Origin of the sequence: Nocardia sp. NPDC052316, from assembly GCF_044547795.1 — a bacterium.
Lineage (GTDB): Bacteria > Actinomycetota > Actinomycetes > Mycobacteriales > Mycobacteriaceae > Nocardia.
In genome coordinates, this window is sequence record NZ_JBIUBB010000006.1 from 726,730 (window position 1) to 748,183 (window position 21,454).

Consider the following 21,454-nt stretch of genomic DNA (forward strand, 5'->3'; position numbering starts at 1 on the left):
GTTGTGTCAGCCGAAATTGCCTGGGCCGACGTTGCGGCTGTTGCGGGTGCGCAGGGAATGCACGTAATCCTCGGGCGCACCGGCCTTTTCGGCCGCGTCGGCGATCACGCCGATATAGCGCGCCGAGGGCAGACCGCCCTCGTAGGCGTCGAGCACGTACAACCAGGCCAGCGTCGGATCGGCGCCGCTCTCGCTGCGGGTGACGCGCAGCCGGATCTTCTTGTGGATGCCGAAGTCCGAGCCCTCCCACCGGTCGAGTCGCTGCTCGTCTTCGGGCGACACGTCGTAGAGCACGACGAAAACGCGGGAGCCCGGCTCCTCGACGACCGTCGCCAGTGGTCCCTCCCAGCCGATGTCGTCACCAGCGAAGGTGAGCCGCCAGCCCTCCAACCAGCCCGTTCCGGACATGGGCGAGTGCGGACAGCGCTCGAGCATCTGGGTTGAGTCCATGTTGGACCCATAGGCGGCGTAGATCGGCACCAGAGAAGGGTAGCCAATAACATCCGAGGATCGTCTCTATCCCGGCCAGATGCGGTGTTCCGGTCGCGCGTTCCGGGCGCGGCGACCGTCTGGTCCCGCGTCGTGTAGCGATTCTGTGGGGTGGCTAAGCGGCAGGTGGGTCAGCCTCGCGTAGCGATTCCGTGGGGGGTGGTGGCCGGGCGACGGGTGGGCCTGCCTCGCCCGATAACGTTGACAGGTACCGGAGATCCCGGTGCGCAACCAAGAGCGGAGGTATCCATGACCCGCATAGCGATCATCGGTGGCGGACCGGCCGGCTACGAGGCGGCGCTGGTGGCGGCCCAGCACGGTGCGTCGGTGACGCTGATCGATAGCGACGGCATCGGCGGGGCATGCGTGCTCTGGGACTGTGTCCCTTCGAAAACCTTCATCGCCTCCACCGGCGTGCGCACCGACCTGCGCCGCGCCCGCGATCTCGGGATCACCCTCGATCCGAACCAGGCCAAGGTGCAACTGGCCGAGGTGAACGGCCGTGTCAAGGCGCTGGCGTTGGCCCAGTCCTCCGACATCAGGTCCAAGCTGCAGACCGTCGGCGTCACCGTGCTGGCCGGTCGCGCGGAGCTGACCGATACGTCTACCGGCCTTGCCGCCCATCACGTCCGCGCCATGTTGGCCGACGGCACCGAGACGACCATCGAGGCCGAAGTTGTGTTGATCGCCACTGGCGCGAGCCCGCGCGTGTTGCCGGGTGCCGAGCCGGACGGTGAGCGGATCCTCAACTGGCGTCAGCTCTACGACTTGGAAGAGCTGCCGGAGACCCTCGTGGTGGTCGGCTCCGGTGTCACCGGTGCTGAATTCGTCTCGGCCTACACCGAAATGGGCGTGCGGGTGCGGCTGGTCTCCAGTCGCGACCGGGTGCTGCCCGGCGAGGACGCCGACGCCGCCCTCGTGCTGGAGGACGCGCTCGCCGAACGCGGTGTCGAGCTGGTGAAGCACGCGCGCGCGGACGCGGTGGAGCGCACCGCCGAGGGCGTGGTGGTCAAGCTGTCCGACGGCCGGACCGTCGCAGGGACGCACGCGCTGATGACCGTCGGCTCCACGCCCAACACCGACGGCCTCGGCCTGGAACGGGTCGGCATCGAACTCGACCGCGGCGGCTACCTGCGGGTCGACCGGGTTTCGCGCACCTCCGTGCCCGGCATCTACGCCGCGGGTGACTGCACCGGCCTGCTGCCGCTGGCCTCGGTGGCCGCGATGCAGGGCCGCATCGCGATGTACCACGCGCTCGGCGAGGGCGTCAGCCCGATCCGGTTGAAGACCGTGGCGTCCGCGGTGTTCACCCGCCCGGAGATCGCCACCGTCGGCGTCAGCCAGACCGCGATCGACAACGGTGAGACCCCGGCCCGCACGGTGATGCTGCCGCTGAACACCAACCCGAGGGCCAAGATGTCGGGCCTGCGCCGGGGTTTCGTGAAGATCTTCTGCCGCCCCGCCACCGGTGTGGTCATCGGCGGTGTGGTGGTGGCGCCGATCGCGTCGGAGCTCATCCTGCCGATCGCGCTCGCGGTGCAGAACAACCTGACCGTCAACGACCTGGCCCAGACCTTCTCGGTGTACCCGTCGCTGACCGGCTCGGTGACCGAGGCGGCCCGCCAGCTGATGCGGCACGACGACCTGGATTGAATGGTCTTGCGGTCCAGCAGCGTTCGTGCCGTGTGAAGTTTTCATTCACATTGCCCATCAGGCCTACATATGGTTCACTTCCCGCAGAGATGCGATCGGCGGGCGGTCGCGTGGTTCGGTGTTCGGGGGGATGGATCGTTCCCAGTCGAAACGTCGAATGACCTTCGCGTCGTTCGACGACCGGGCGTCTCGTCAGAGGCAACTGAGTGTGACCGAACCCAGGTCACACCCGGGAAAGGGAATGCGAAAAGTGAAACATCGTAAGCCGAGTCGGGCGCAGCGAGCGATGGCGAGCACCTCGTTGCCACTGGCCGCCGCGGCCGCTGTGGCCTCTCTCTTGGCGGCGCCTGCGGGGGCGGCTCCCAATGATCCGACCATTCCACCCACCACCGCGCCGCCGAGCCCCGCTCCGGCGCAGCCAGGGGTGAACGAGGCACCGCCGAGCCCCGATACCACCAAGCCGGATCCGAACAAGCCGGATCCCAACAAGCCGCAGGGACCGACCCAGCCGGGCGTCACCACGCCGGGCCAGCCGGGGGTCAACACCCCGGATCCGGTCATGCCGAACCCGAACAAGGATCCGCGGCTGGCGCAGCCGACCCAGCCTGGCGTCACCACCCCGCGCATCGCGCCGCTGCCGGTGCCGGGTCAGTCCGGCCAGCAGGGGCAGGCCCAGCCCGCGGTGACGCCGGATACGCCGGACGGCGAGCAGACGCCGGCCGAGCCGGGCACCACGCCGCAGCAGCCGAACACGCCGAACACGCCGCCGCGCACCCAGAACACCCCGGGCAGCGACGAGAACACCCAGGCGCAGCAGCCGCAGACCCTGGTTCAGCCGCAGCAGCCCCGCTGGCAGGCCCCTCGGTTGGAGGAGGCCCCGCCCGCGCCGGTCGTCGAGATGACCGGTCCGCACCAGGAGCTCGGCGCGAACATCGACGGCGGCACGGTGCTGCCTGGCCACGTGGCCAACACCCATCACTTCAACAACGAGTCGGGTTACGTCGGCACCATCGGGTACCGCACCCCGGCCGGTGCCGGTGAGGCCGGTGTGTCGGTCGAATACGTCGACACCAACACCGTCAAGGTGACCACCTACACCGGTGGCGTCGGCCTGACCGACAACAAGACGGTCTCCGTCTTCGACACCACCCAGGCCAACCTGGCGAAGGCGGCCGTCGAGAACTGGATCAAGGAACAGCCGGGCGGCGCAGCGGCACTCGAAGCGGCCGCGCAAGTTAAGCTTCCGCTGCAGCCGGGCGATCTGGCTCCGCAAACGGTAGAAGTGGGTGGCGTGACCACCCAGTGGGGTGGTTCACTCCAGTACTGAGACGACTGGGGTTGATTCGACGGGTGGGGCGGTCGTTCGCGACCGCCCCACACGTGTGTCTTGGGGAAAGGATTGGGTGTGACCTCCGACGGTGACCCGAGGGAGAACGAATCCGACGACCAGTCCGCGTCGGATTTCGGACCTCCGGTGGGCGAATTCGGCCCGCCTGTCTCAGAATTCGGTCCGCCCGTTTCGGAGTTCGGCCCGCCGATGGGCGATACCGGTCCGCGCTGGCAGGTGCCGGAGCAGACCGCCGACCACCCCGAGCTGGTGTGGCGACCCGCCGACACGGGTCCGCCACCGCCGCCGCAGTACCGCGCACCCGACTCGTCGGCGGTCGCCGAGCCGCCGCCGAGCCCGCCGCCCGTGCCGCCTCGGGTCCCGCCCGCCGATCGCGAGAATGCCGCGCGGTCTGCCGGGGACCCGGACAAGGACTCGTGGTGGAACCGCCCGACCGACACGGGCAGCGTGCCGAAACCGCCGCCGCTGAGCGCGCCGGGACTGTCCTGGGCGGATGACCCGATCGCGAAGCGGTTGGCGCCGACCACGCCGGTCGTGCCGCCGCCGACGCCGCGGGGTTCCGGTTCGCACACCGGTCGCAATGTGCTGGCGGGCATCCTCGCCCTCGTCATCCTGGTCGGATTGACGGTGACGGTGATCATGGTGTCCAGGAACAGCGGTGACAGCCCGGCACCGCCGGTCGCGAGCACCACCCCGGTGCTGAGCTGTCCGACCACCAAGGACGGCAAGGTAACCCTCGGCAACGGTAGCGGCGACACCGCTAGCGGGGCAGGCGCGATCCTCGGCTTCCAATACGCCTTCTATGTCGAGCGCAGCGGTGAGCGCGCCCGCAAGTTCGTCGCCGACGACGCACTGAACGTGTCACCGGCGGCGTCTATCCAGAAGGGCATCGACGACGAAGTGCCCATCGGTACCCGGCACTGCATGCGCATCCTCGAGCTGACGCCGGGAACCTACGAGGTCGATCTGCAGGAGTTCCGGCCCGACGAGACCAAGCGGCTCTACAAGCAGACAATCACCACCGTGGAGCGCGACGGCAGGCACCTGCTGTATACGATCGACGAGCGCCAGTAGTTCTCAAATATTGGGATATCGGTTTCATATCCTGGTCGCACGTATGCGACAGTGGGTGCTCGCGTAACTCGGCGTTTCGTTCGGAGGTTCCCATGTCGCCGACCACTCCACCGCTCGCGGCCAAGCTCGGCGGACTGCAGAGCTCGGCGATTCGTGACCTGCTGAAGCTCACCGCGCGCGCCGAGATCATCGGCTTGGCCGGCGGGCTGCCGGATGCGGAACTGATGCCCCGCGAGCGGATCGCCGCGGCCGCCGACGCGGCGCTGAGCAGTGCGGGCTGTCTGCAGTACACCGAGTCGCCCGGTTGGCGGCCGCTGCGCGCGGTGCTCACCGAGCGGGAATCGACGCGGCTCGGCCGGTCGGTGACCATCGATGAGGTGTTCGTGACCCACGGCTCGCAGCAGGCGCTTTCGCTGCTCGCCGAGGTGCTGCTCGATCCCGGTGCGTTGGTCGTCGTCGAGGATCCGGCGTATGTCGGTGCGCTGCAAGTGTTTCGGGCCGCCGGCGCGCGAATCGTCGCGGTGCCGCTGGATGCCGAGGGCATGCGTACCGACGCGCTGGCGGACCTGCTCGCCCGCGGTGAACGCCCGACCCTGGTGCACACGGTGAGCAACTTCCACAATCCCGGCGGGGTGACGATGAGCCCGCGGCGTCGCGCCGAGCTCGCCGAACTTGCTGACGCGCACGGATTCTGGGTGATCGAGGACGACCCGTACGGCGAGCTGTGGTTCGACAACCCGCCGCCCGCGCCCGTGGCAACCCACTCCCGCAACGTGATTCGACTGTCGAGCGCCTCCAAGATCCTGGCGCCGTCTTTGCGGGTCGGCTGGATGGTCGCGCCGGACCCGGTGTGCCGTGCCGTGGAACTGCTGAAACAAGGTGCGGACCTGTGTGGTTCGGCGCTGACCCAGCAGATCGCCGCCGACCTGCTCACGGACGAGACCTGGCTGTCCGCGCACGTCGACCGCGTGCGCACGGTTTACGGTGAGCGCGCCAAGTCACTGGTGCACGCCGTGCGCGCCCGCTTCGGCGACCGGGTGCGCTGCACCGACGCCGCCGGTGGGATGTTCGTCTGGGCCGACTTCACCGACGACACCGACACCCAGGCGCTGCTACCGCGTGCCCTGGAGGCGGGCGTCGCCTACGTCCCCGGTTCCGCCTTCGCCGTCGACGGCGGCTACCGCAACTCGATGCGCATGTGCTTCACCACCTCCGACAGCCCCACGCTGACCGAGGCAGTCAACCGACTGGCCCGCGCCGCGCAGTAGCGCGGTGAAACGGCCTGGGCGGGAACGCCACCGGGGTGTGGCGGACCGCGCACCCCCCGGCGGCCGCGAACGACGGATCAGCCGTCGTTGACGCCCGGCTGCAGGTAGTTGGTGACCTGCCACACGTACCCACCGCCGGAGCGGACGCAACCGAGCACCGCTTTGCGCTGGACGCCGCCGCCCACGTCCACGTAGACCTCTTCCCGCGCCCCGGGAATCGAGCACGACTCACCGGGCTGGCCCGCGTGCGCCGCCGGGGCGACCATGGCCAGGATGCCGGTGGCCAATGCCCCGGCGGCAAGTGCGGATACAGTGCGTCGCATAACTTTTCGTGCCTTTCGAACGGGTGATCCTTACCTCGACATAGACGGCCACAGTACGAAGCCCGTTCCGTCGAGTGAGGTAGATCACTCCGCGCGAGGTGGTGTGGGGTGGTCAGTCCGCCCAGTTGTAGGTGCGTTCGACGGCCTTGTTCCAGGACTTCCAGTGTTCGTCCCGGTCTTCGGCGGACATGGTCGGCTCCCATGTCTTGTCGGCCGCCCAGTTCTCCCGGATGTCGTCGGTGCCGGACCAGTAGTCGACCGCCAGTCCGGCCGCGTAGGCGGCGCCGAGGGCGGTGGTCTCGTTGACGACCGGACGCACCACCGGCACGTCGAGGATGTCGGACTGGAACTGCATGAGCAGGTCGTTGCTGACCATGCCGCCGTCCACCTTCAGCGTGGTCAGTTCGAGGTCGAGCTGCTCGGATTCGGCGTCGGCGCGCATGGCGTCGACCACCTCGCCGGTCTGAAAAGCGGTGGACTCCAGCACGGCTCGGGCCAAATGGGCCTTGTTCACGTAGCGGGTGAGCCCGGCGATCACGCCGCGGGCGTCCGGTCGCCAGCGTGGCGCGAACAGCCCGGAGAACGCCGGCACGATGTAGGCGCCGCCGTTGTCCTCGACACTGCGGGCCAGCGGCTCGATCTCATCCGCCGAGGAGATGATGCCCAGGTTGTCCCGGAACCATTGCACCAGTGAGCCGGTGACCGCGATCGAGCCCTCCAGCGCGTACACGGCGGGCTCGTCCCCGAGCTGGTAGCAGACGGTGGTGAGCAGACCGTGCTTGCTGACCACGGGCGTGGTGCCGGTGTTGAGCAGCATGAAATTGCCGGTGCCGTAGGTGTTCTTGGCTTCACCGGGGGACAGGCAGGCCTGGCCGAAGGTGGCGGCCTGCTGGTCGCCGAGGATGCCGGCGACCGGAATCCCTTGCAGCGGACCGGAGGTGATCTCCGCGTAGACCTCCGAGGAGCTGCGGATCCGCGGCAGCATCGACTCGGGCACGCCGAACTCCGCGCAGATCTCCGAGTCCCATTGCCGGGTATTCAGATCCATCAGCATGGTGCGCGAGGCGTTGGTCACGTCGGTGATGTGCTCGCCGGTCAGGTTCCACAGCACCCAGCTGTCCATGGTGCCGAAGCACAGCTCGCCCGCCTCGGCCCGCTCGCGCGCACCGTCGACATTGTCCAGAATCCAGCGCAGCTTCGGCCCGGCGAAGTAGGTGGACAGCGGCAGGCCGGTGCGCTCCTGGTAACGGGTCGGCCCGATATCGCCGCCCAGCTCGGTGGTCAGCCGATCGGTCCGGGTGTCCTGCCAGACGATGGCATGATGAATCGGCTTGCCACTGTCCCGATCCCACACCACGGTGGTCTCGCGCTGGTTGGTGACGCCGACCGCCGCGATGTCGTCTTTGCTGAGCTTTTGCTGCTTCAGCACCTCGCCCAGCACGAATTCGGTGTTTTCCCAGATGGTTTCGGCGTCGTGCTCGACCCATCCCCGTCGGGGAAAGATCTGTTCGTGTTCCCGCTGGGCCACGCCGACGACGCGCCCCTGCCGATCGAAAACGATGCACCGACTCGAAGTCGTGCCCTGGTCGATGGCGGCCACATAGCGACGCATTCGTGCAGGTTACTAAACACCGAGCGCGCTGTGTCCGATTGCGGCCACGCGGGTCCTCGGTGGCCGGGCTGCGGATCACCTGGCCGCCCGCGCCCCGCTCGATTAGGGTCGAGAGCAGTTACCGACGAGTAGCGCTCAACGACACGAGCGACGCCGCGGTCGAAGAGATCCGTGGCACCTGGCATAGCCTGTAGCAAGAGCAGCTCGATCGAATGCGCGAACAAGACCACTACGTCGTCGTCAACGCGGCTGGAGGAGTCGAGCATGACCAAGAAACCGGAGTCCCAGTTCCTCGGTCCGGAGCAGCGCGGGACGGCCTGGGAACGGTTCGGCAAGGACCATTTCGACGTGGTCGTCATCGGCGGCGGCGTGGTCGGCGCGGGCATCGCGCTCGACGCGGCCACCCGCGGGCTGAAGGTCGCGCTGGTCGAGGCGCGTGACCTCGCCTCCGGCACGTCGAGCCGGTCGTCGAAGATGTTCCACGGTGGCCTGCGCTATCTGGAGCAATTGGAGTTCGGCCTGGTCCGCGAGGCGCTGAAGGAGCGCGAGCTGGCACTGTCCGCGCTCGCCCCGCACCTGGTGAAACCGCTGCGCTTCCTCTATCCGCTGACCCATCGCGCGTGGGAGCGGCCGTACGTCGCGGCGGGGCTGCTGCTCTACGACACCATGGGCGGCGCCAAATCGGTTCCGGGCCAGCGCCATCTCACCCGGATGGGCGCCTTGCGCCTGGCCCCCGGCCTCAAGCGCAGCGCGCTGATCGGCGGTGTCAGCTACTACGACACCGTCGTCGACGACGCCAGGCACACCATGACCGTGGCCCGCACCGCCGCGCACTACGGGGCGGTGATCCGCACCTCCACCCAGGTTGTCGGCTTCCTCCGGGAGGCCGACCGGGTGGTCGGCGTGCAGGTGCGCGACAGCGAGGACGGACGCACCGCCGACATCCGCGCGCACGTGGTGATCAACTCGACCGGGGTGTGGACCGACGAGGTGCAGGCGCTGGCCCATCAGCGCGGCCGCTTCCACGTCCGGGCCTCCAAGGGGGTGCACATCGTGGTCCCGCGCGATCGGATCGTCAGCGACGCCGCGATCATCCTGCGCACCCCGACCTCGGTACTGTTCGTCATCCCGTGGGGCACCCACTGGATCATCGGCACCACCGATACCGACTGGAACCTCGACCTCGCCCATCCCGCGGCCACCAAGGCCGACATCGATTATCTGCTGGACCGGGTCAACGATGTGCTGGTCACTCCGCTCACCCACGACGACATCGACGGCGTCTACGCGGGCCTGCGCCCGCTGCTGGCGGGGGAGAGCGACGAGACCTCCAAGCTGTCCCGCGAACACGCCGTCGCCAGGGTCGCGCCCGGCCTGGTCAGCATCGCGGGCGGCAAGTACACCACCTATCGCGTGATGGCCTACGACGCCGTCGACGAAGCGGCACAGGACATTCCGGCCCGTGTGTCGCCGTCGATCACCGAGAAGGTGCCGTTGCTCGGCGCCGACGGCTACTTCGCGCTGGTCAATCAGACGGTGCAGCTGGCCGAGGCGTACGGCGTGCACCCGTACCGAATCAAGCACCTGCTCGATCGGTACGGCTCGCTCATCGATGAGGTGCTGGCGCTGGCGGACGGCAAACCCGAACTGCTGCAGCCCATTACCGAGGCGCCGTCGTACCTGCAGGTGGAGGCCGTCTACGCGGCCGCCGCCGAGGGCGCGCTGCACCTGGACGACATCCTGGCCCGGCGCACCCGCATCTCCATCGAGTACCCGGACCGCGGCGCCGACTGCGCCGAGCAGGTGGCCCGCCTCGTCGCGCCGGTTCTCGGCTGGGACGACGCCGAAATCGAGCGGGAGATAACGACTTACCGGGCGCGCGTCGAGGCGGAGATCCGCTCGCAGACCCAGCCGGACGACGACTCCGCCGATGCGCTGCGCATCGCCGCCCCCGAACCGCGCCCCGAGATTCTGGAGCCGGTGCCGGTGGACGGTGTGAACAAGGCTGTGCGACAGCCGAATCGGTAGCCCGCGTCAGGAAGGACCGAGTGCGGGCGGCGGCAGCGCGATGGTCGCGATGGTGCCGCCGCCCGGCGCGGGCTCCATCGTCGCGGTGCCGCCGTGCAGTTCGGCAATCCACGCGACCAGCGCCAGCCCGATACCGCTACCCCGCCCCGCGCTGACGCCGCGAGCGAACGGATTGCTCGACAGCTGGGGATGCAACCCCGCGCCGTGGTCGCGCACGCTGACCCGCCCGTGCGCGACGTGCACTTCCACCGGCGCATCGGGGTTGATCGCGCCGTGGGTGATCGCGTTCTCGATCAGGTTACGCACCGCGAGGCTCAACAAACTCGGGTCGCCGACGACGACCGAAGGTTCGCTGTGCACGACAACACTCGCCGGGAACTCCTCGACCACCGACTCGGCGAGCTGATCGAGCAACAACTGCACCCGCTCCATCGTCGTCACCCCCGACTGCATCCGTGCCCGTGCGAGCAGGCCGGCCACGATCCGCTCCATCCGAGTCCCCAGTGCGCCCGCGTCGGCCAGTGCCCGCTCCACCTCGTGCGGATTGCGCCGCCGCGGCGCGGTGACCAGTCCCAAAGTGGTGAGTGGCGTGCGCAATTCGTGGGCGGCGTCGCCGAGAAAGCGCTCCTGCTCCTCGACGAGCAGCAGCGCCTGGCGCATGCTGCGGCCCGAAAGCGCGTGTGCGGCAAGGGCGGACAGTGCGACGAGAGTCAGTCCGCCGACGACGAGCGCCCAGAGCAGCAGCGCCCGGTCCCGATCCACCAGTCCCGGATTCGTGCCCGCGACGACGACCGCCTCCGTCTTCGTGTCCTCCCAGAAGACCGGTGTTGCCGCGAGCCGCACCGGCCGGCCCGCGCTGTCGTATCCGTCCTGGAATACGGTCTCGCCCGCGCGCACGGCATCGTCGGCCAGCGCCGCCGTACCTGCGTTCGGCGGCAGCCAGGACCGCAGGTGACCGTAGATCTCACGCCAGTGCCCGGTCTCGTCGTTCGTGACGATCAGGACCGCGGTCTCGCCGTTGGCCAGATCGTCCTTCTCCACCAACTCGAGGTCGATGACCTGGTCGTCTGGGTTGAACTCGACGCTGCGCCACAGGCCGGTGACCACCCGGTCCAGGCTGTCGTCGATGGCGTTGTGCCGCGAGCGCGCGTCGATGGTCGCCGCGAGCACGCCGAGAATGGTCAGGCAGGTCGCGGTGATCACGGTGATGAGGGCGGTCAGCTGCCAGCGGGTGCGGCGCAGCCTGGCCACGGCGGGTAGCACGGTCGCGACACTCGCGGAGCGACCGGACAACGCCGTTGCCGTGGGAATCAACGTGCGAATGAGTCACTTCCGATCATGAATCCGGCGCCGCGCACGGTCTCGATCACCGCCGGCGGTCCGAGCTTGCGGCGTAACTGCGCCATCACGGCGTCCACCACATTCGATGCGGGCTCGGCCATCTCATCCCAGCAGCACTCGATGAGCTCGCTGCGCGAGACCACGGTGCCCGCGCGAGTGGCGAGCAGTTCGAGCACCGCGAACTCCTTCGGGGTCAGCGATCGCAGGATGCCCGCGCGCTGCACCCGGCGGCGCGGCAGGTCGATGTCGATATCGCCGAGCACGATGCGCGCTGGTGCCGGATGTTCGCGGCGGCGGCTCAGGGCGCGCACCCGCGCCGCCAGTTCGGGCATCGCGAACGGTTTGACCAGGTAGTCGTCGGCGCCGTGCTCGAAACCGGCGACGCGATCGGCGAGGCCGTCGCGCGCGGTGAGCATCAGCACCGGCACCCGCTGGCCCGCGGCGCGCTGGACGGCGACCAGGTGCAGTCCGTCGCCGTCGGGCAGGCCGCGATCGACGATGAGGACGTCGTAGGTGTTGACGGCGATCTTCAAATCGGCGTCGGCGAGGTGGTGGGCCAGGTCGACGGCGAAGCCCGCCGAGCGCAGCCCGGCGGCGACTTCGTTGCCGAGACCTTCGTCGTCCTCCACCACCAGCACACGCACGAGATCAGAGAGTATGCCATTTCAGATCGGGCCGATCCGGCACACCGGACCGGCCCGGTCCAGATCAGTTGGTGGAGTAGTACAGATCCCACTCACCGGTGGGGGTCTGCCGGCACTCCCACCACGTCCAGTCCGGATGCGCGGGCGCGTCGGAGCCGTCGGCGCGGCACGCCGCTTCGGTGCCGTAGGTGCCTACGTAGATCGTCTCCGCCGAGGCCACCGCCGACCCTCCGGCGACGAGGCCTGCCGAAAGCGCAACGGCCGCAAGCAAGGTGCTGATCTTCATCTGTTTCCTTTCTCCCCGGCGCGGGATCCGCGCCTTGCCGAGAAGAAAACCAAGCTGTCCATGAGATTTTCGTGAGGCTGCCGATGCCGCAGGTCAGCGGGGTGCTTCCAGCCGTACCGCCCAGCCGACGAGCGAGCGGAGGTAGCGCAGCACCATCTCGTCCGGATAGTTCTGCGGATCGGTGAGGTGCAGCCGGGCCAGTTCCTCCATGGCCGCCAACAGGATTCGCTCGGTCGGCCCCTCCGGGTCGACGGTGACGCCCGCGTAGCGGGACAGGTGGCGCGCCCCGATCGCTCGCGCGTAGGACCGGCCGAGTTCGAGCCGGTCCCGCAGATCGGGCGGGCCGCCGTCCGGCGGGCTGAGAATGATCCGCCAGCTGGTCGGCGCCGCATGCAGATAGGCGAGGATGCCGCGGCCCACCTGATCCACGTCGACGGCGTCGGACCAGTCGACGCTGCTGACCCCCGCCAACGCGATCTCGGACTCGCGATCGAGCAGCGCGGTCATCAGACCGGACAGGTCGGTGAACTGCTGATACACCAGCGCGCGGGCGACCTGGGACTCGCGCGCCACCCGATCGATGGTGACCGCGGCGAAACCGTCGGCGGCGACGATGTCGCGCGCGACATCCAGCAACTGGGCCCGTCGATCGGCCGCCGACATCCGGCGTTTCGGGGTCGCTCGATCGGCTGCGGACTTGGCGGGCGTCGGCTTACCCCGCCGGGGCTTTGCGACGTAGTCGGACGTGGCGCGATCCGTGCTCACCGCACTGACGGTAGCGCAAGCAGCAGGTCGACCGCCTTGGCCGCGCTCTGTACCGCAGATTCCATGGTCGCCGACCAGTCGGTGGCGGTCCAGTCGCCGGCGAGCACCAGCGTCGGCACCGACGTGCGTTGCGCGGGCCGCAGCGCGTGCGTGCCGACCACCTGCGAAAAGGTCGCCTTCGGCATCCGAACCACATGTCCCTGAAGAACTTTCGCCTCATTGGCGGCAGGGTAGTAGCGGCGTAGCAGGTCCATTTGCTCGGCGATGATCTCCTCGTTGGTCTTGTGGATCTGTTCGTAGGCACCGCTGGTGGTCAGGCAGTACAGCCAGGCCTGATCGGTCGGGCGACCGGTCATCCGCTGGCGGTCGAAGACCTCGTCGATCACGCCGGTGCCGCCGATCAGCGCCTCGAACTCGGCCGTGGTGCCCAGCGGGCGGTCCAGGTACAGGTTGGTGCTGACGATCGGGGTGTAGCCCAATTTGTCTGCGGCGGCATAGAGTTCGGCGTGCTCGGGCAGGTCGTCGAGCAGGCCGTTGATATTGGAGTTGGGCACGGCGCAGACCACCGCGTCCGCCGGAACCGTGGTGCCGTCGGCCAGTGCCACCCCGGTGACGCGGCCGTCGGCGATGTTGATGCGCCGGGCCACCGCGCGATGCTGGACCTTGACCCCGTGTCGCGCAAAGACTTTCAGCGCACCGGTGACGAACAGCGTGTCCAGGTCGGTGGTGGGGTAGCCGATGGTGGCCGGGCGCCGGTGCTTGATGCCGAGCCGGATGCCGGTGGCCATCACGTCGGCGAGTACCTTCGCCGATTCCTGCTGCACCGGTTCGGCGGCGACCCCGAGCGCCAGCCAATCCCACAGGGCCTCACGGGCTTTCGCGGGCATGCCGATGCGGTTGAACCACTGCTCGGTGGTCAGGTCGGGCAGGTCGGCGGGTTGGTGCAGGCATTGCCAGCCGAGCCGCAGGGTGGCGACGGTGGCGCGGGCCCGTTCGAGCAGGCTCGCATCGGGGTGCGCACCGGACAGGGTGCGCAGCGCGCCGAATCCCTTGGTGCTCATGGTGGCGCTGCGGCCGTCGGGCCAGCGCAGCGTGGCCCGCTCCGGAAAGGCGACGTACTGCCGGGTGCCGATGCTGGTGAGATACCGGAACAGGTGGTCGTAACCGCTGGCGATCACGTGCTGGCCGTTGTCCGGCGGGTCGTCGACCACGTCGACCTTCATGGCGTGGGTGCGGCCGCCGAGCTGACCGCGCCGTTCCAGCAGGGTGACGTTCTTGCCCGCCTGGGCCAGCCAGACCGCGGCCGCGAGGCCGGCCAGTCCGCCGCCGATGACCACGTACTGCCGTGGATCGTTCATGCCGCACTCCTCATTAACTTACATCTTGTAAGTTAAGTGGGCGCGGTCACTTCGTCAAGGGCGCGGCGACACCGAGGAGATCGGTGGGTGCGGTGCCCGCGGCGTATCGGTAGGTGAACTCGGATGGAGCAGAAGGTAACTGAACAGCGCGGTGGCCAGGGTTGCCAGCGCGGCGAAGAAGAGGCGCGAGGCGATCGCGAGCAGCTGCCGTCTGCTCGATCTCGATACCGTCGTCATGGCCTGCTCCTGTGCTGTGTCGTGACTGCCACGGGGATAGTCGTGCCGAGCGCGCCGATCATTAGCAACTGAGTGGCAAATTACAGTGGTCGACGGGTAATAGCCGGTGGGCACGCCGAGCACTTCGTTCGATGGCACAGTTGATTCGGTGCGGCGAACCAACAGGCTTGGTCCGGCGGCGGATTTTTCCGCGCGGAAACCTAACTGCCGGGGATCGGCTGGCAGTGCGGGCAGAAATAGATGCCGCGTTCGCGGTAGGCGATCCGGTCCGAGACGGGCGCGGGATCGCCGAGCAGCGCCCTGGCAATGGGGGTGCCACACCGTTGACACGGGCGATGGGTGCGACCGTAGATCAGTTCCCGCCGCGGTGGTTTCCGCACTGCCTCGGCCAGCACCCGGTGTGCCTCGTTGGCCAGCGCGAGGAGGTCGGGCACCGCGGCGACCGGGGTGGCCGGGTGCACGCGCCGTAAGAAGCAGATCTCGCTGCGGAAGACATTGCCGATACCGGCCAGGTTCCGCTGGTCCAGCAGCGCGACGCCGATCGGCTGGTCCGGGTAGCGCTCCAGCCGCCGTACCGCCTCGGCCACGTCCCACTCCGGGCCGAGCAGATCGGGACCGAGGTGGTCGATGATCCGGTGCTCCTCGCCGACCCGCACGACTTCTACTTTGCCGAGGGAGAACCCGACGGCCTCGACCTCGGCCGTGCGCAGTACCAGCCGTGCGGTCACCCGCGGTTTCGTCCAGCGCTGTCCGCAGTGGAAGATCCGCCAGGTGCCTTCCATCTTGAGATGGGTGTGAATGCTCACGGTCGGCGTCCGGATGAACAGATGCTTGCCGTAGCTGCCGACGCTGTCCACCACCTGGTCTCGCAGATCGACGGTCGCATACCGCGGCACCCGGAAGTCGCTGCCGGTCAACGTCTTCCCCTCCAGTGCCGCACGCAGCCGCGCCGCCGCCAGGTAGACGGTGTCACCCTCGGGCATGCCGCATCCCCGGCCGCGTCATGGGCGGCTCCGCAGGCGCAGGCCGCGCGGGGTCGCGGAGAAGCCCGCTTCGCTCAGGAAGCCCGCGAAGGTGTTGCCGTGCACGGTCTCCCCGTCCACCCGGTCGATGACCAGGGAGTCGACGCGGCGGGTGTGCACGAGGTCGGCCAGCGCCTGGGCGGCGGACTGGCGGGCATTCGGGTCCTCGGTGAAGGTGAGCAGGGTTTTGCCGCCGCGCTCTAGATAGAGCACCAGCTCGCCGTCGACGAGCACGACCAGCGCTCCGGCTTTGCGACCGGGTCGATGCCCGCCGTCGCCGCCGCTCTTCGGCCAGCCCAGCGCGGCGCCATAGGGATTGGCCGGATCGGTGGCCGCCAGCGCGAGTGCTTTATTGGTCTGCGGTCTGGTGTCACCGGGGCGACTGCGCTCGCTGTCGAACGACCGCAGCCGGTCCACCACATCCGTGGTGGAGAACTGGGCACCGCCGAGCGAGTCGATGAAATACCCACGGCGACACCGCCCCCGGTCCTCGAACTCGGTGAGCACCCGATACATCAGCGCGAAACCACCGGGTACGCCCTCGTTCTGCACCGAGCCGCGGGTCAGCACGCCGTACCGCTCCAGCAGCATGTCCGCGGTCGCGTGGGCCCGCACCGTGTTGTCGGACACCCGCTCCGGCAGTAGCGACCAGCGCCCCGCCACCGCGGGCGGGCCGGACCGGGTCGGCATGCTCGGGCGCGGGAGATAGGCCCGCCCGCGTGGGGCCCGGCGTGGCGTCCGATGCGCGGTAACGGTCCGCGTTGTGCCCGACAGCATGGCGCGCACCGGGGTGAACGTATCGCCGGAAACCATCCCGGCCCAGACCAATTCCCACAGTGCGGCGGCCACCTTGGTGTCGTCGAGCAAACCGGTGGCATCGGAGAGTTGCCGGAAGAAATAGGCGCCGCCGCCCTGCGGCACCGGGGCGAGGTGCGGGTTCGGAGCCGATTCCGGCGCAGCGCTTCCGCCGCCTTCCGTCGCGGCGGAACCGGGCATGGGCGGGTCGAGCGGTACCGGTTCTACTGCTTCGACGGGTGGGGTCCACGGTACGAGGGACGCGCCGAGCGCCGTGAGCAGCCGCAGCTGCACCTCGGACAGTTCGATGTCATCGGGCGGTGCCAGCGTGAACGGGGCCTGATCGGTCAGGTGCAGTGCGATCCAGCCGTCCTTGGCGGTGATCGACCCGTGGCCGGACCAGATCACCTCACCGGTGGCCATCAGTTCGTCGAGCATGGCGGGGGAGTAGTCGCGGACCCGGGTGGGCAGCACCAACGACTCCCACGCCGAGGCGGGGATCGGCACGCCCGCAAGCTGTTCCACGACGGTGGCGACGCCGTCGACCCCGCGCAGCTCGCCGGTGCCGATGTGCTGCCAGGACGGGAGGAAGCGGCCGAAGGTGGCCGTCGATAGCGGCTCGACCTCGTGCCGCGCGGCGGCCAGCGAGCGGCGGCGCAACCGGCGAAGCACCTGCGCGTCGCACCACTCCGAGCCTGCCGCGCCGGGCGTGAATTCGCCCTCCACGATCCGCTTTTCGGCGATCAGCCGGTGCAGCGCGGTGCCGACGACGGCGGTGCCGAGGCCGAAGCGGGCGGCCACCGCCTCGGTGCTGAACGGGCCATGGGTGCGGGCGAACCGGCCGACCAGATCGCCGAGCGGATCAGCGACCGGCTCGATGAAGGCGGCGGGCGTGCCGATCGGCAGCGGCACGCCCAGCGCGTCGCGCAGCCGGGACGCGTCCTCCACGGCCACCCACCAGCTGTTGCTTGCGAACGAAACCTCCATGGCGCGACGGGCTTTCACCAGTTCGGCAAACCAGGGTGCCGGATCGTCGGTGCAGCGTTCGGCGGCCTCGGCGGCGGTGAGCGGTCCGAGCAGGCGCAGCAGATCGGCCAGTCCTTCGGCATCGCGGGCATGCCGTTCCGGGGTGAGCCGCTGCAGTTCCCGCTCGGTCTGGTCGAGCACCGCGGCGTCCAGCAGTTCACGCAGTTCCACCCGGCCGAGCAGTTCGGCGAGCAGGCTCGAATCGAGCGACAGTGCGGCGGCGCGGCGTTCGGCCAGCGGGCTGTCGCCGTCGTACATGAACTGGCCGATGTAGTCGAACAGCAAGGCATTCGCGAACGGTGACGGGGTCGCCGTCTCCACCTCGACCAGCCGCAGCTGACGGCGCGCCACCCGGCCGAGCAGGTCGCGCAGCGACGGCAAATCGTAGACGTCGCGCAGACATTCGCGCACCGTCTCCAGCAGGATCGGGAAATCGGGGAACTTGCGGGCCACGTCGAGCAGCTGCGCCGAGCGTTGCCGCTGCTGCCACAGCGGCGCCCGCTTACCCGGATCGCGGCGCGGCAGCAGCAACGCCCGCGCGGCGCACTCGCGGAAGCGGGAGGCGAAAAGCGAGGAACCGCCGACCTGTTCGGTGACGATGTCATCGATCTCGTCGGGCTCGAAGACGAACAGCTCGGCCCCAGGCGGATCGTCGGTGGTGTCGGGCAGCCGCACCACGATGCCGTCGTCGGAGGCGTTCGGCGCGGCGTCCACGCCGAACCGTTCGCGCAGCCGCGCCCCGATCGCCAAGGCCCACGGTGCGTGCACCGGCAGCCCGTACGGGGAGTGCAGCACCAGCCGCCAGTCGCCCAGCTCGTCCCGGAACCGCTCGACCACCAGCGTTTTATCGGTGGGTAGCTGGCCGGTCGCGGTTCGTTGCTCATCGAGCAGAGCGCCGAGGTTCGCGGTCGCGAAGGCGTCCAGGCCGGCCGCCGCGGTGAGCTTGTCCAGGTTCTCCGGATGCTGACCGACCTTGCGCACGAACTCGCCGAGCGCGCCGCCGAGTTCGGCGGGGCGGCCCAATCCGTCGCCGTGCCAGAACGGTAGCCGCCCCGGCTGCCCGAACGCCGGCGTCACCAGTACCCGGTCGAAGGTGATCTCCTCGATCCGCCAGCTCGTCGCGCCGAGCGCGAACACGTCACCGACCCGCGACTCGTAGACCATCTCCTCGTCGAGTTCGCCCACCCGCGAGGCCTTTTCGCCGACCATGTAGACCGCGAACAGGCCACGGTCCGGGATCGCGCCGCCCGAGGTCACCGCGAGCCGCTGCGCCCCGGGGCGTCCGGTGAGCGTGCCCGCGTCCCGGTCCCACACCAGTCGCGGTCGCAACTCGGCGAACTCGTCCGACGGATACCGCCCGGCCAGCAGGTCCAGCACCGACTCGTAGGCCGAGCGGGGCAGCGCCGCGTAGCTGCCGGTGCCGCGGACGACGTCGAACCATGCGTCGACGTCGATCGGCTCCAGCGCGCACGCGGCCACCGTCTGCTGCGCCAGGATGTCGAGCGGGTGTGCCGGAATCTGGATCGACTCGATCTGCCCTGCGGTCATGCGCTGTGCGGCCACCGCGCAGTGAATGACATCGGTGCGGTGCTTCGGGAACAGCACGCCGCGCGAGATCTCGCCGACCTGATGCCCGGCCCGCCCGACCCGTTGCAATCCGCTCGCGACCGAGGGCGGCGCCTCCACCTGCACCACCAGATCGACCGCGCCCATATCGATCCCGAGTTCGAGACTGCTCGTCGCGACGACGCAGCGCAGCCGGCCGCTTTTCAGATCGTCCTCGATGAGCGCGCGTTGCTCCTTGCTCACCGAGCCGTGGTGCGCCCTGGCGAGCAGCGGGCTCGCGCCGTGGACCACCTCGGTCGACGACCCCAGCTGGGCGGGCGGCTTGTGCTCGGTCTCCACCGGCTCGCCGAGCCGGGTCGCATAGGTTTCGTTGAGCCGCGCGGTCAGCCGCTCGGCCAGCCTGCGCGAATTCGCGAACACGATCGACGACTGATGCTCCAGCACCAGATCCACGATGGCCTCGTCCACGTGCGGCCAGATCGAGCCGGGTTGATCGGAGTCGCCGGGCTCGGTCATGTCGGCCACCGGCACCCGGACGGAGAGATCGAAGGTCTTCGGCGCCGGTGGCGAGACGATGGTGATCGGTGCGTTGCCGACCAGGAACCGGCCGACCTCGTCCGGCGGGCGCACGGTCGCCGACAATCCGACCCGCTGCGCAGGTCGCCCCGGCCCACCCGTCGCCCGGCCGCCACCGTCGATCGAGTCGCTCCGCGGCGCTGTCGTCAAGAGATCAAGCCGCGCCAGCGACAGCGCCAGATGCGCGCCACGCTTGGAACCGGCGATCGCGTGCACCTCGTCCACGATCACCGTGCGCACACTCCGCAGCGTCTCCTTGGCCGCGGACGTGAGCATGAGGAACAGCGACTCGGGGGTGGTGATCAGGATGTCCGGCGGCGTGCGCTGCATCGCGCGGCGATCGGCGGCGCTGGTATCCCCGGACCGCACGCCCACCGTGATCGCGGGCGGATCCAGCCCGAGCCGCTTCGCGGTCTGCGTCACACCGACCAGCGGCGCCCGCAGATTGCGCTCCACATCCACCGCGAGCGCCTTGAGCGGCGAGACATACAGCACCGAGGTGCCCGCCCGCTCGGTCGTCGGCGCGCGAGTGGCCAGCTGATCGATCGCCCACAGGAACGCCGACAACGTCTTGCCGGACCCGGTCGGCGCGATCACCAGGGTGTGCTCGCCCGCCGCGATCGCCTCCCACGCACCCAGCTGGGCGGCCGTCGGCGCGGGGAACGCGCCGTCGAACCACTCCTGGGTAGCCGGGGAGAACTGAGCCATGGCTTCAGTGTGCACCGAGGCACCGACAAGCAAGCCGGTGCCGCCGACAGCGCTGCGACCTGTGCACACCGAACGGCGCTCCAATCTGGCGTGAATTCCCGGAGAGGCGGAACAGCCACATGCGCATAGCCGTACGCTTCGAGCGTGCAAAAAGTGCTCAGACTCGACCTTGTCAGTCATGGCATGACCGAGGCGATGCGGAAGGCACGTTTTCCAGTCGACGAATCGCTGACCGAAGCGGGCCGCCGGGCCATCTCGGGGTGCACTCCGCTCGCCGCGCCGCGGGTGCTCACCGGACCCGAGCGCCGGACGGTGGAGACGGCGGCGCTGTTGGGGCTGCCCGGCGACGAGGACACCCGACTACGCGACCTCGATGCGGGGGCGTGGCGCGGCGGGGCGCTGATGTCGGTGCCCCAGGACGAGCTCTACGCGTGGCTCACCGACCCGATGTTCCGCGGCCACGGCGGTGAGTCCGTGGTGGATGTGATCGAGCGGACCAGGTATTGGATGGCCGAGATCGCGTCGGAGGGGAAGTCCACCATCGCCGTCACCCACCCCGCGGTCATTCGCGCGGCCCTGCTGGTGACCCTGGACGCGCCACCGAAATCCTTCTGGCGGATCGACATTCCGCCGGGCAGCGTCACCCGACTGCACTACCGCGGCGAATGGACCCTGCACTTCACGGCGTGACCCCGCTGTTCGCGGCGAGCGGTCCGGTGCCGAGGGTGACCAGCAATCGAACGGCATCGGTGATCAGTCTGGCCGGGATCGACGGATCGATGGCGCGCTGCATGCCGAGGCCGATGCCCATACTGAGAATTCCCGTCGCGGCGTCCTCGGCGGGCACCGGCAGCTCGATCCCCCTCGTGTCGGCCAGCGTCTGCACCTGGGCCGCCACCGCGCCGCGTACCACGCCGAGGCTCGACACCAGCGCCGCCTGCAACGCGGGGTCGTCGCGGGAGACGGTCGCGAACTCGAATTCGAGCATGGTCCAGCCGACATCGCCGACGGTCCGCTCGGCCCACTCCTGAAACCGTTCGAGCTGTTCCTCGAAGCTCGTATCCGCCGCGAGCAGATCGGTCACCTCGGCGAACTTGGTCGCGTGGATCAGCTCGATCACCTCGAGGCCGAGCTCCTTCTTGGTGCGGAAGTTCGAGTAGACCGCGCCCTTGGAGTAGCCGGCCTCCTCGGCGACCCGCTCCAGGCTGGTGCTCGCGTAGCCGTCGGCCAGGAACAGATCGCGTGCCGTGGCGATCAGGTCAGCGCGGGTGCGGGCCTGGCTCTCGGACCGGGTCAGACGTGCCATACCGCGATTCTACGTACCGTCGGATTTCG

General features: G+C 69.2%; 18 protein-coding genes. 6 read left to right on the forward strand and 12 right to left on the reverse strand.

Features of this window, described 5'->3' with window-relative positions; all coding sequences use genetic code 11:
- Nucleotides 1–6 precede the first annotated feature (6 nt).
- A complete protein-coding gene (locus ACIHA7_RS30945; RefSeq protein ID WP_014981915.1) occupies nucleotides 7–480 on the reverse strand; it encodes a gamma-glutamylcyclotransferase in 474 nt (157 codons plus the stop codon).
- Between the two features lie 258 nt (nucleotides 481–738).
- On the opposite strand from ACIHA7_RS30945, the gene ACIHA7_RS30950 reads away from it, so the two are divergent.
- From ACIHA7_RS30950 to ACIHA7_RS30965, 4 genes are all read left to right on the forward strand, one after another.
- Nucleotides 739–2,142 (forward strand): NAD(P)H-quinone dehydrogenase, encoded by a 1,404-nt coding sequence (locus ACIHA7_RS30950; RefSeq protein ID WP_397294419.1) that lies wholly within the window; start codon nucleotides 739–741, stop codon nucleotides 2,140–2,142.
- A 250-nt stretch (nucleotides 2,143–2,392) separates the two neighbouring features.
- Entirely contained in the window at nucleotides 2,393–3,469 is a 1,077-nt protein-coding gene (locus ACIHA7_RS30955) for a hypothetical protein (RefSeq protein WP_397294420.1), read from the forward strand.
- A 78-nt stretch (nucleotides 3,470–3,547) separates the two neighbouring features.
- Complete coding sequence (locus ACIHA7_RS30960; protein WP_397294421.1) at nucleotides 3,548–4,564, forward strand: hypothetical protein; 1,017 nt, start codon at nucleotides 3,548–3,550, stop codon at nucleotides 4,562–4,564.
- 92 nt (nucleotides 4,565–4,656) lie between these two features.
- Nucleotides 4,657–5,832, forward strand: a complete 1,176-nt coding sequence (locus ACIHA7_RS30965; RefSeq protein ID WP_397294422.1) for a PLP-dependent aminotransferase family protein — start codon at nucleotides 4,657–4,659, stop codon at nucleotides 5,830–5,832.
- Nucleotides 5,833–5,909: 77 nt separating this feature from the next.
- Here ACIHA7_RS30965 and ACIHA7_RS30970 read toward each other — a convergent pair whose 3' ends face one another.
- Nucleotides 5,910–6,155, reverse strand: a complete 246-nt coding sequence (locus ACIHA7_RS30970; RefSeq protein WP_397294423.1) for a hypothetical protein — start codon at nucleotides 6,153–6,155, stop codon at nucleotides 5,910–5,912.
- A gap of 112 nt (nucleotides 6,156–6,267) precedes the next feature.
- Nucleotides 6,268–7,767, reverse strand: a complete 1,500-nt coding sequence (gene glpK / locus ACIHA7_RS30975) for a glycerol kinase GlpK (protein WP_397294424.1) — start codon at nucleotides 7,765–7,767, stop codon at nucleotides 6,268–6,270.
- Nucleotides 7,768–8,031: 264 nt separating this feature from the next.
- Here glpK and glpD point away from each other — a divergent pair, with 264 nt between their 5' ends.
- Nucleotides 8,032–9,795, forward strand: a complete 1,764-nt coding sequence (glpD, locus tag ACIHA7_RS30980) for a glycerol-3-phosphate dehydrogenase (RefSeq protein ID WP_397294425.1) — start codon at nucleotides 8,032–8,034, stop codon at nucleotides 9,793–9,795.
- 6 nt (nucleotides 9,796–9,801) lie between these two features.
- Here glpD and ACIHA7_RS30985 read toward each other — a convergent pair whose 3' ends face one another.
- The 8 genes from ACIHA7_RS30985 to ACIHA7_RS31020 form a co-directional block, all read right to left on the reverse strand.
- Nucleotides 9,802–11,109 (reverse strand): sensor histidine kinase, encoded by a 1,308-nt coding sequence (locus ACIHA7_RS30985; protein WP_397294426.1) that lies wholly within the window; start codon nucleotides 11,107–11,109, stop codon nucleotides 9,802–9,804.
- Complete coding sequence (locus ACIHA7_RS30990; protein WP_397294427.1) at nucleotides 11,106–11,780, reverse strand: response regulator transcription factor; 675 nt, start codon at nucleotides 11,778–11,780, stop codon at nucleotides 11,106–11,108. Before ACIHA7_RS30990 ends, ACIHA7_RS30985 begins: the two co-directional genes overlap by 4 nt.
- 64 nt (nucleotides 11,781–11,844) lie before the next feature.
- Nucleotides 11,845–12,066, reverse strand: coding sequence for a hypothetical protein (locus ACIHA7_RS30995; protein WP_135234971.1), 222 nt, complete (start codon nucleotides 12,064–12,066; stop codon nucleotides 11,845–11,847).
- 93 nt (nucleotides 12,067–12,159) lie between these two features.
- On the reverse strand, nucleotides 12,160–12,729 hold the full coding sequence (locus ACIHA7_RS31000) for a TetR/AcrR family transcriptional regulator (RefSeq protein ID WP_397294579.1): 570 nt from the start codon (nucleotides 12,727–12,729) through the stop codon (nucleotides 12,160–12,162).
- 98 nt (nucleotides 12,730–12,827) lie between these two features.
- On the reverse strand, nucleotides 12,828–14,189 hold the full coding sequence (hpnE, locus tag ACIHA7_RS31005) for a hydroxysqualene dehydroxylase HpnE (RefSeq protein WP_397294428.1): 1,362 nt from the start codon (nucleotides 14,187–14,189) through the stop codon (nucleotides 12,828–12,830).
- Nucleotides 14,190–14,243: 54 nt separating this feature from the next.
- Entirely contained in the window at nucleotides 14,244–14,426 is a 183-nt protein-coding gene (locus tag ACIHA7_RS31010; protein WP_397294429.1) for a hypothetical protein, read from the reverse strand.
- A gap of 200 nt (nucleotides 14,427–14,626) precedes the next feature.
- The gene (locus tag ACIHA7_RS31015) at nucleotides 14,627–15,409 is read right to left on the reverse strand and encodes a DNA-formamidopyrimidine glycosylase family protein (RefSeq protein WP_397294430.1); all 783 of its coding nucleotides are present in this window, start codon (nucleotides 15,407–15,409) and stop codon (nucleotides 14,627–14,629) included.
- A gap of 18 nt (nucleotides 15,410–15,427) precedes the next feature.
- The gene (locus ACIHA7_RS31020; protein ID WP_397294431.1) at nucleotides 15,428–20,119 is read right to left on the reverse strand and encodes an ATP-dependent helicase; all 4,692 of its coding nucleotides are present in this window, start codon (nucleotides 20,117–20,119) and stop codon (nucleotides 15,428–15,430) included.
- A gap of 144 nt (nucleotides 20,120–20,263) precedes the next feature.
- On the opposite strand from ACIHA7_RS31020, the gene ACIHA7_RS31025 reads away from it, so the two are divergent.
- Entirely contained in the window at nucleotides 20,264–20,809 is a 546-nt protein-coding gene (locus ACIHA7_RS31025; protein WP_150404323.1) for a histidine phosphatase family protein, read from the forward strand.
- On the opposite strand, the gene ACIHA7_RS31030 is transcribed toward ACIHA7_RS31025, so the two are convergent.
- Nucleotides 20,799–21,425: a TetR/AcrR family transcriptional regulator gene (locus ACIHA7_RS31030; protein WP_397294432.1), complete on the reverse strand. Its 627-nt coding sequence runs from the start codon at nucleotides 21,423–21,425 to the stop codon at nucleotides 20,799–20,801. The two genes, ACIHA7_RS31025 and ACIHA7_RS31030, sit on opposite strands and share 11 nt — an antisense overlap.
- Nucleotides 21,426–21,454 lie beyond the last annotated feature (29 nt).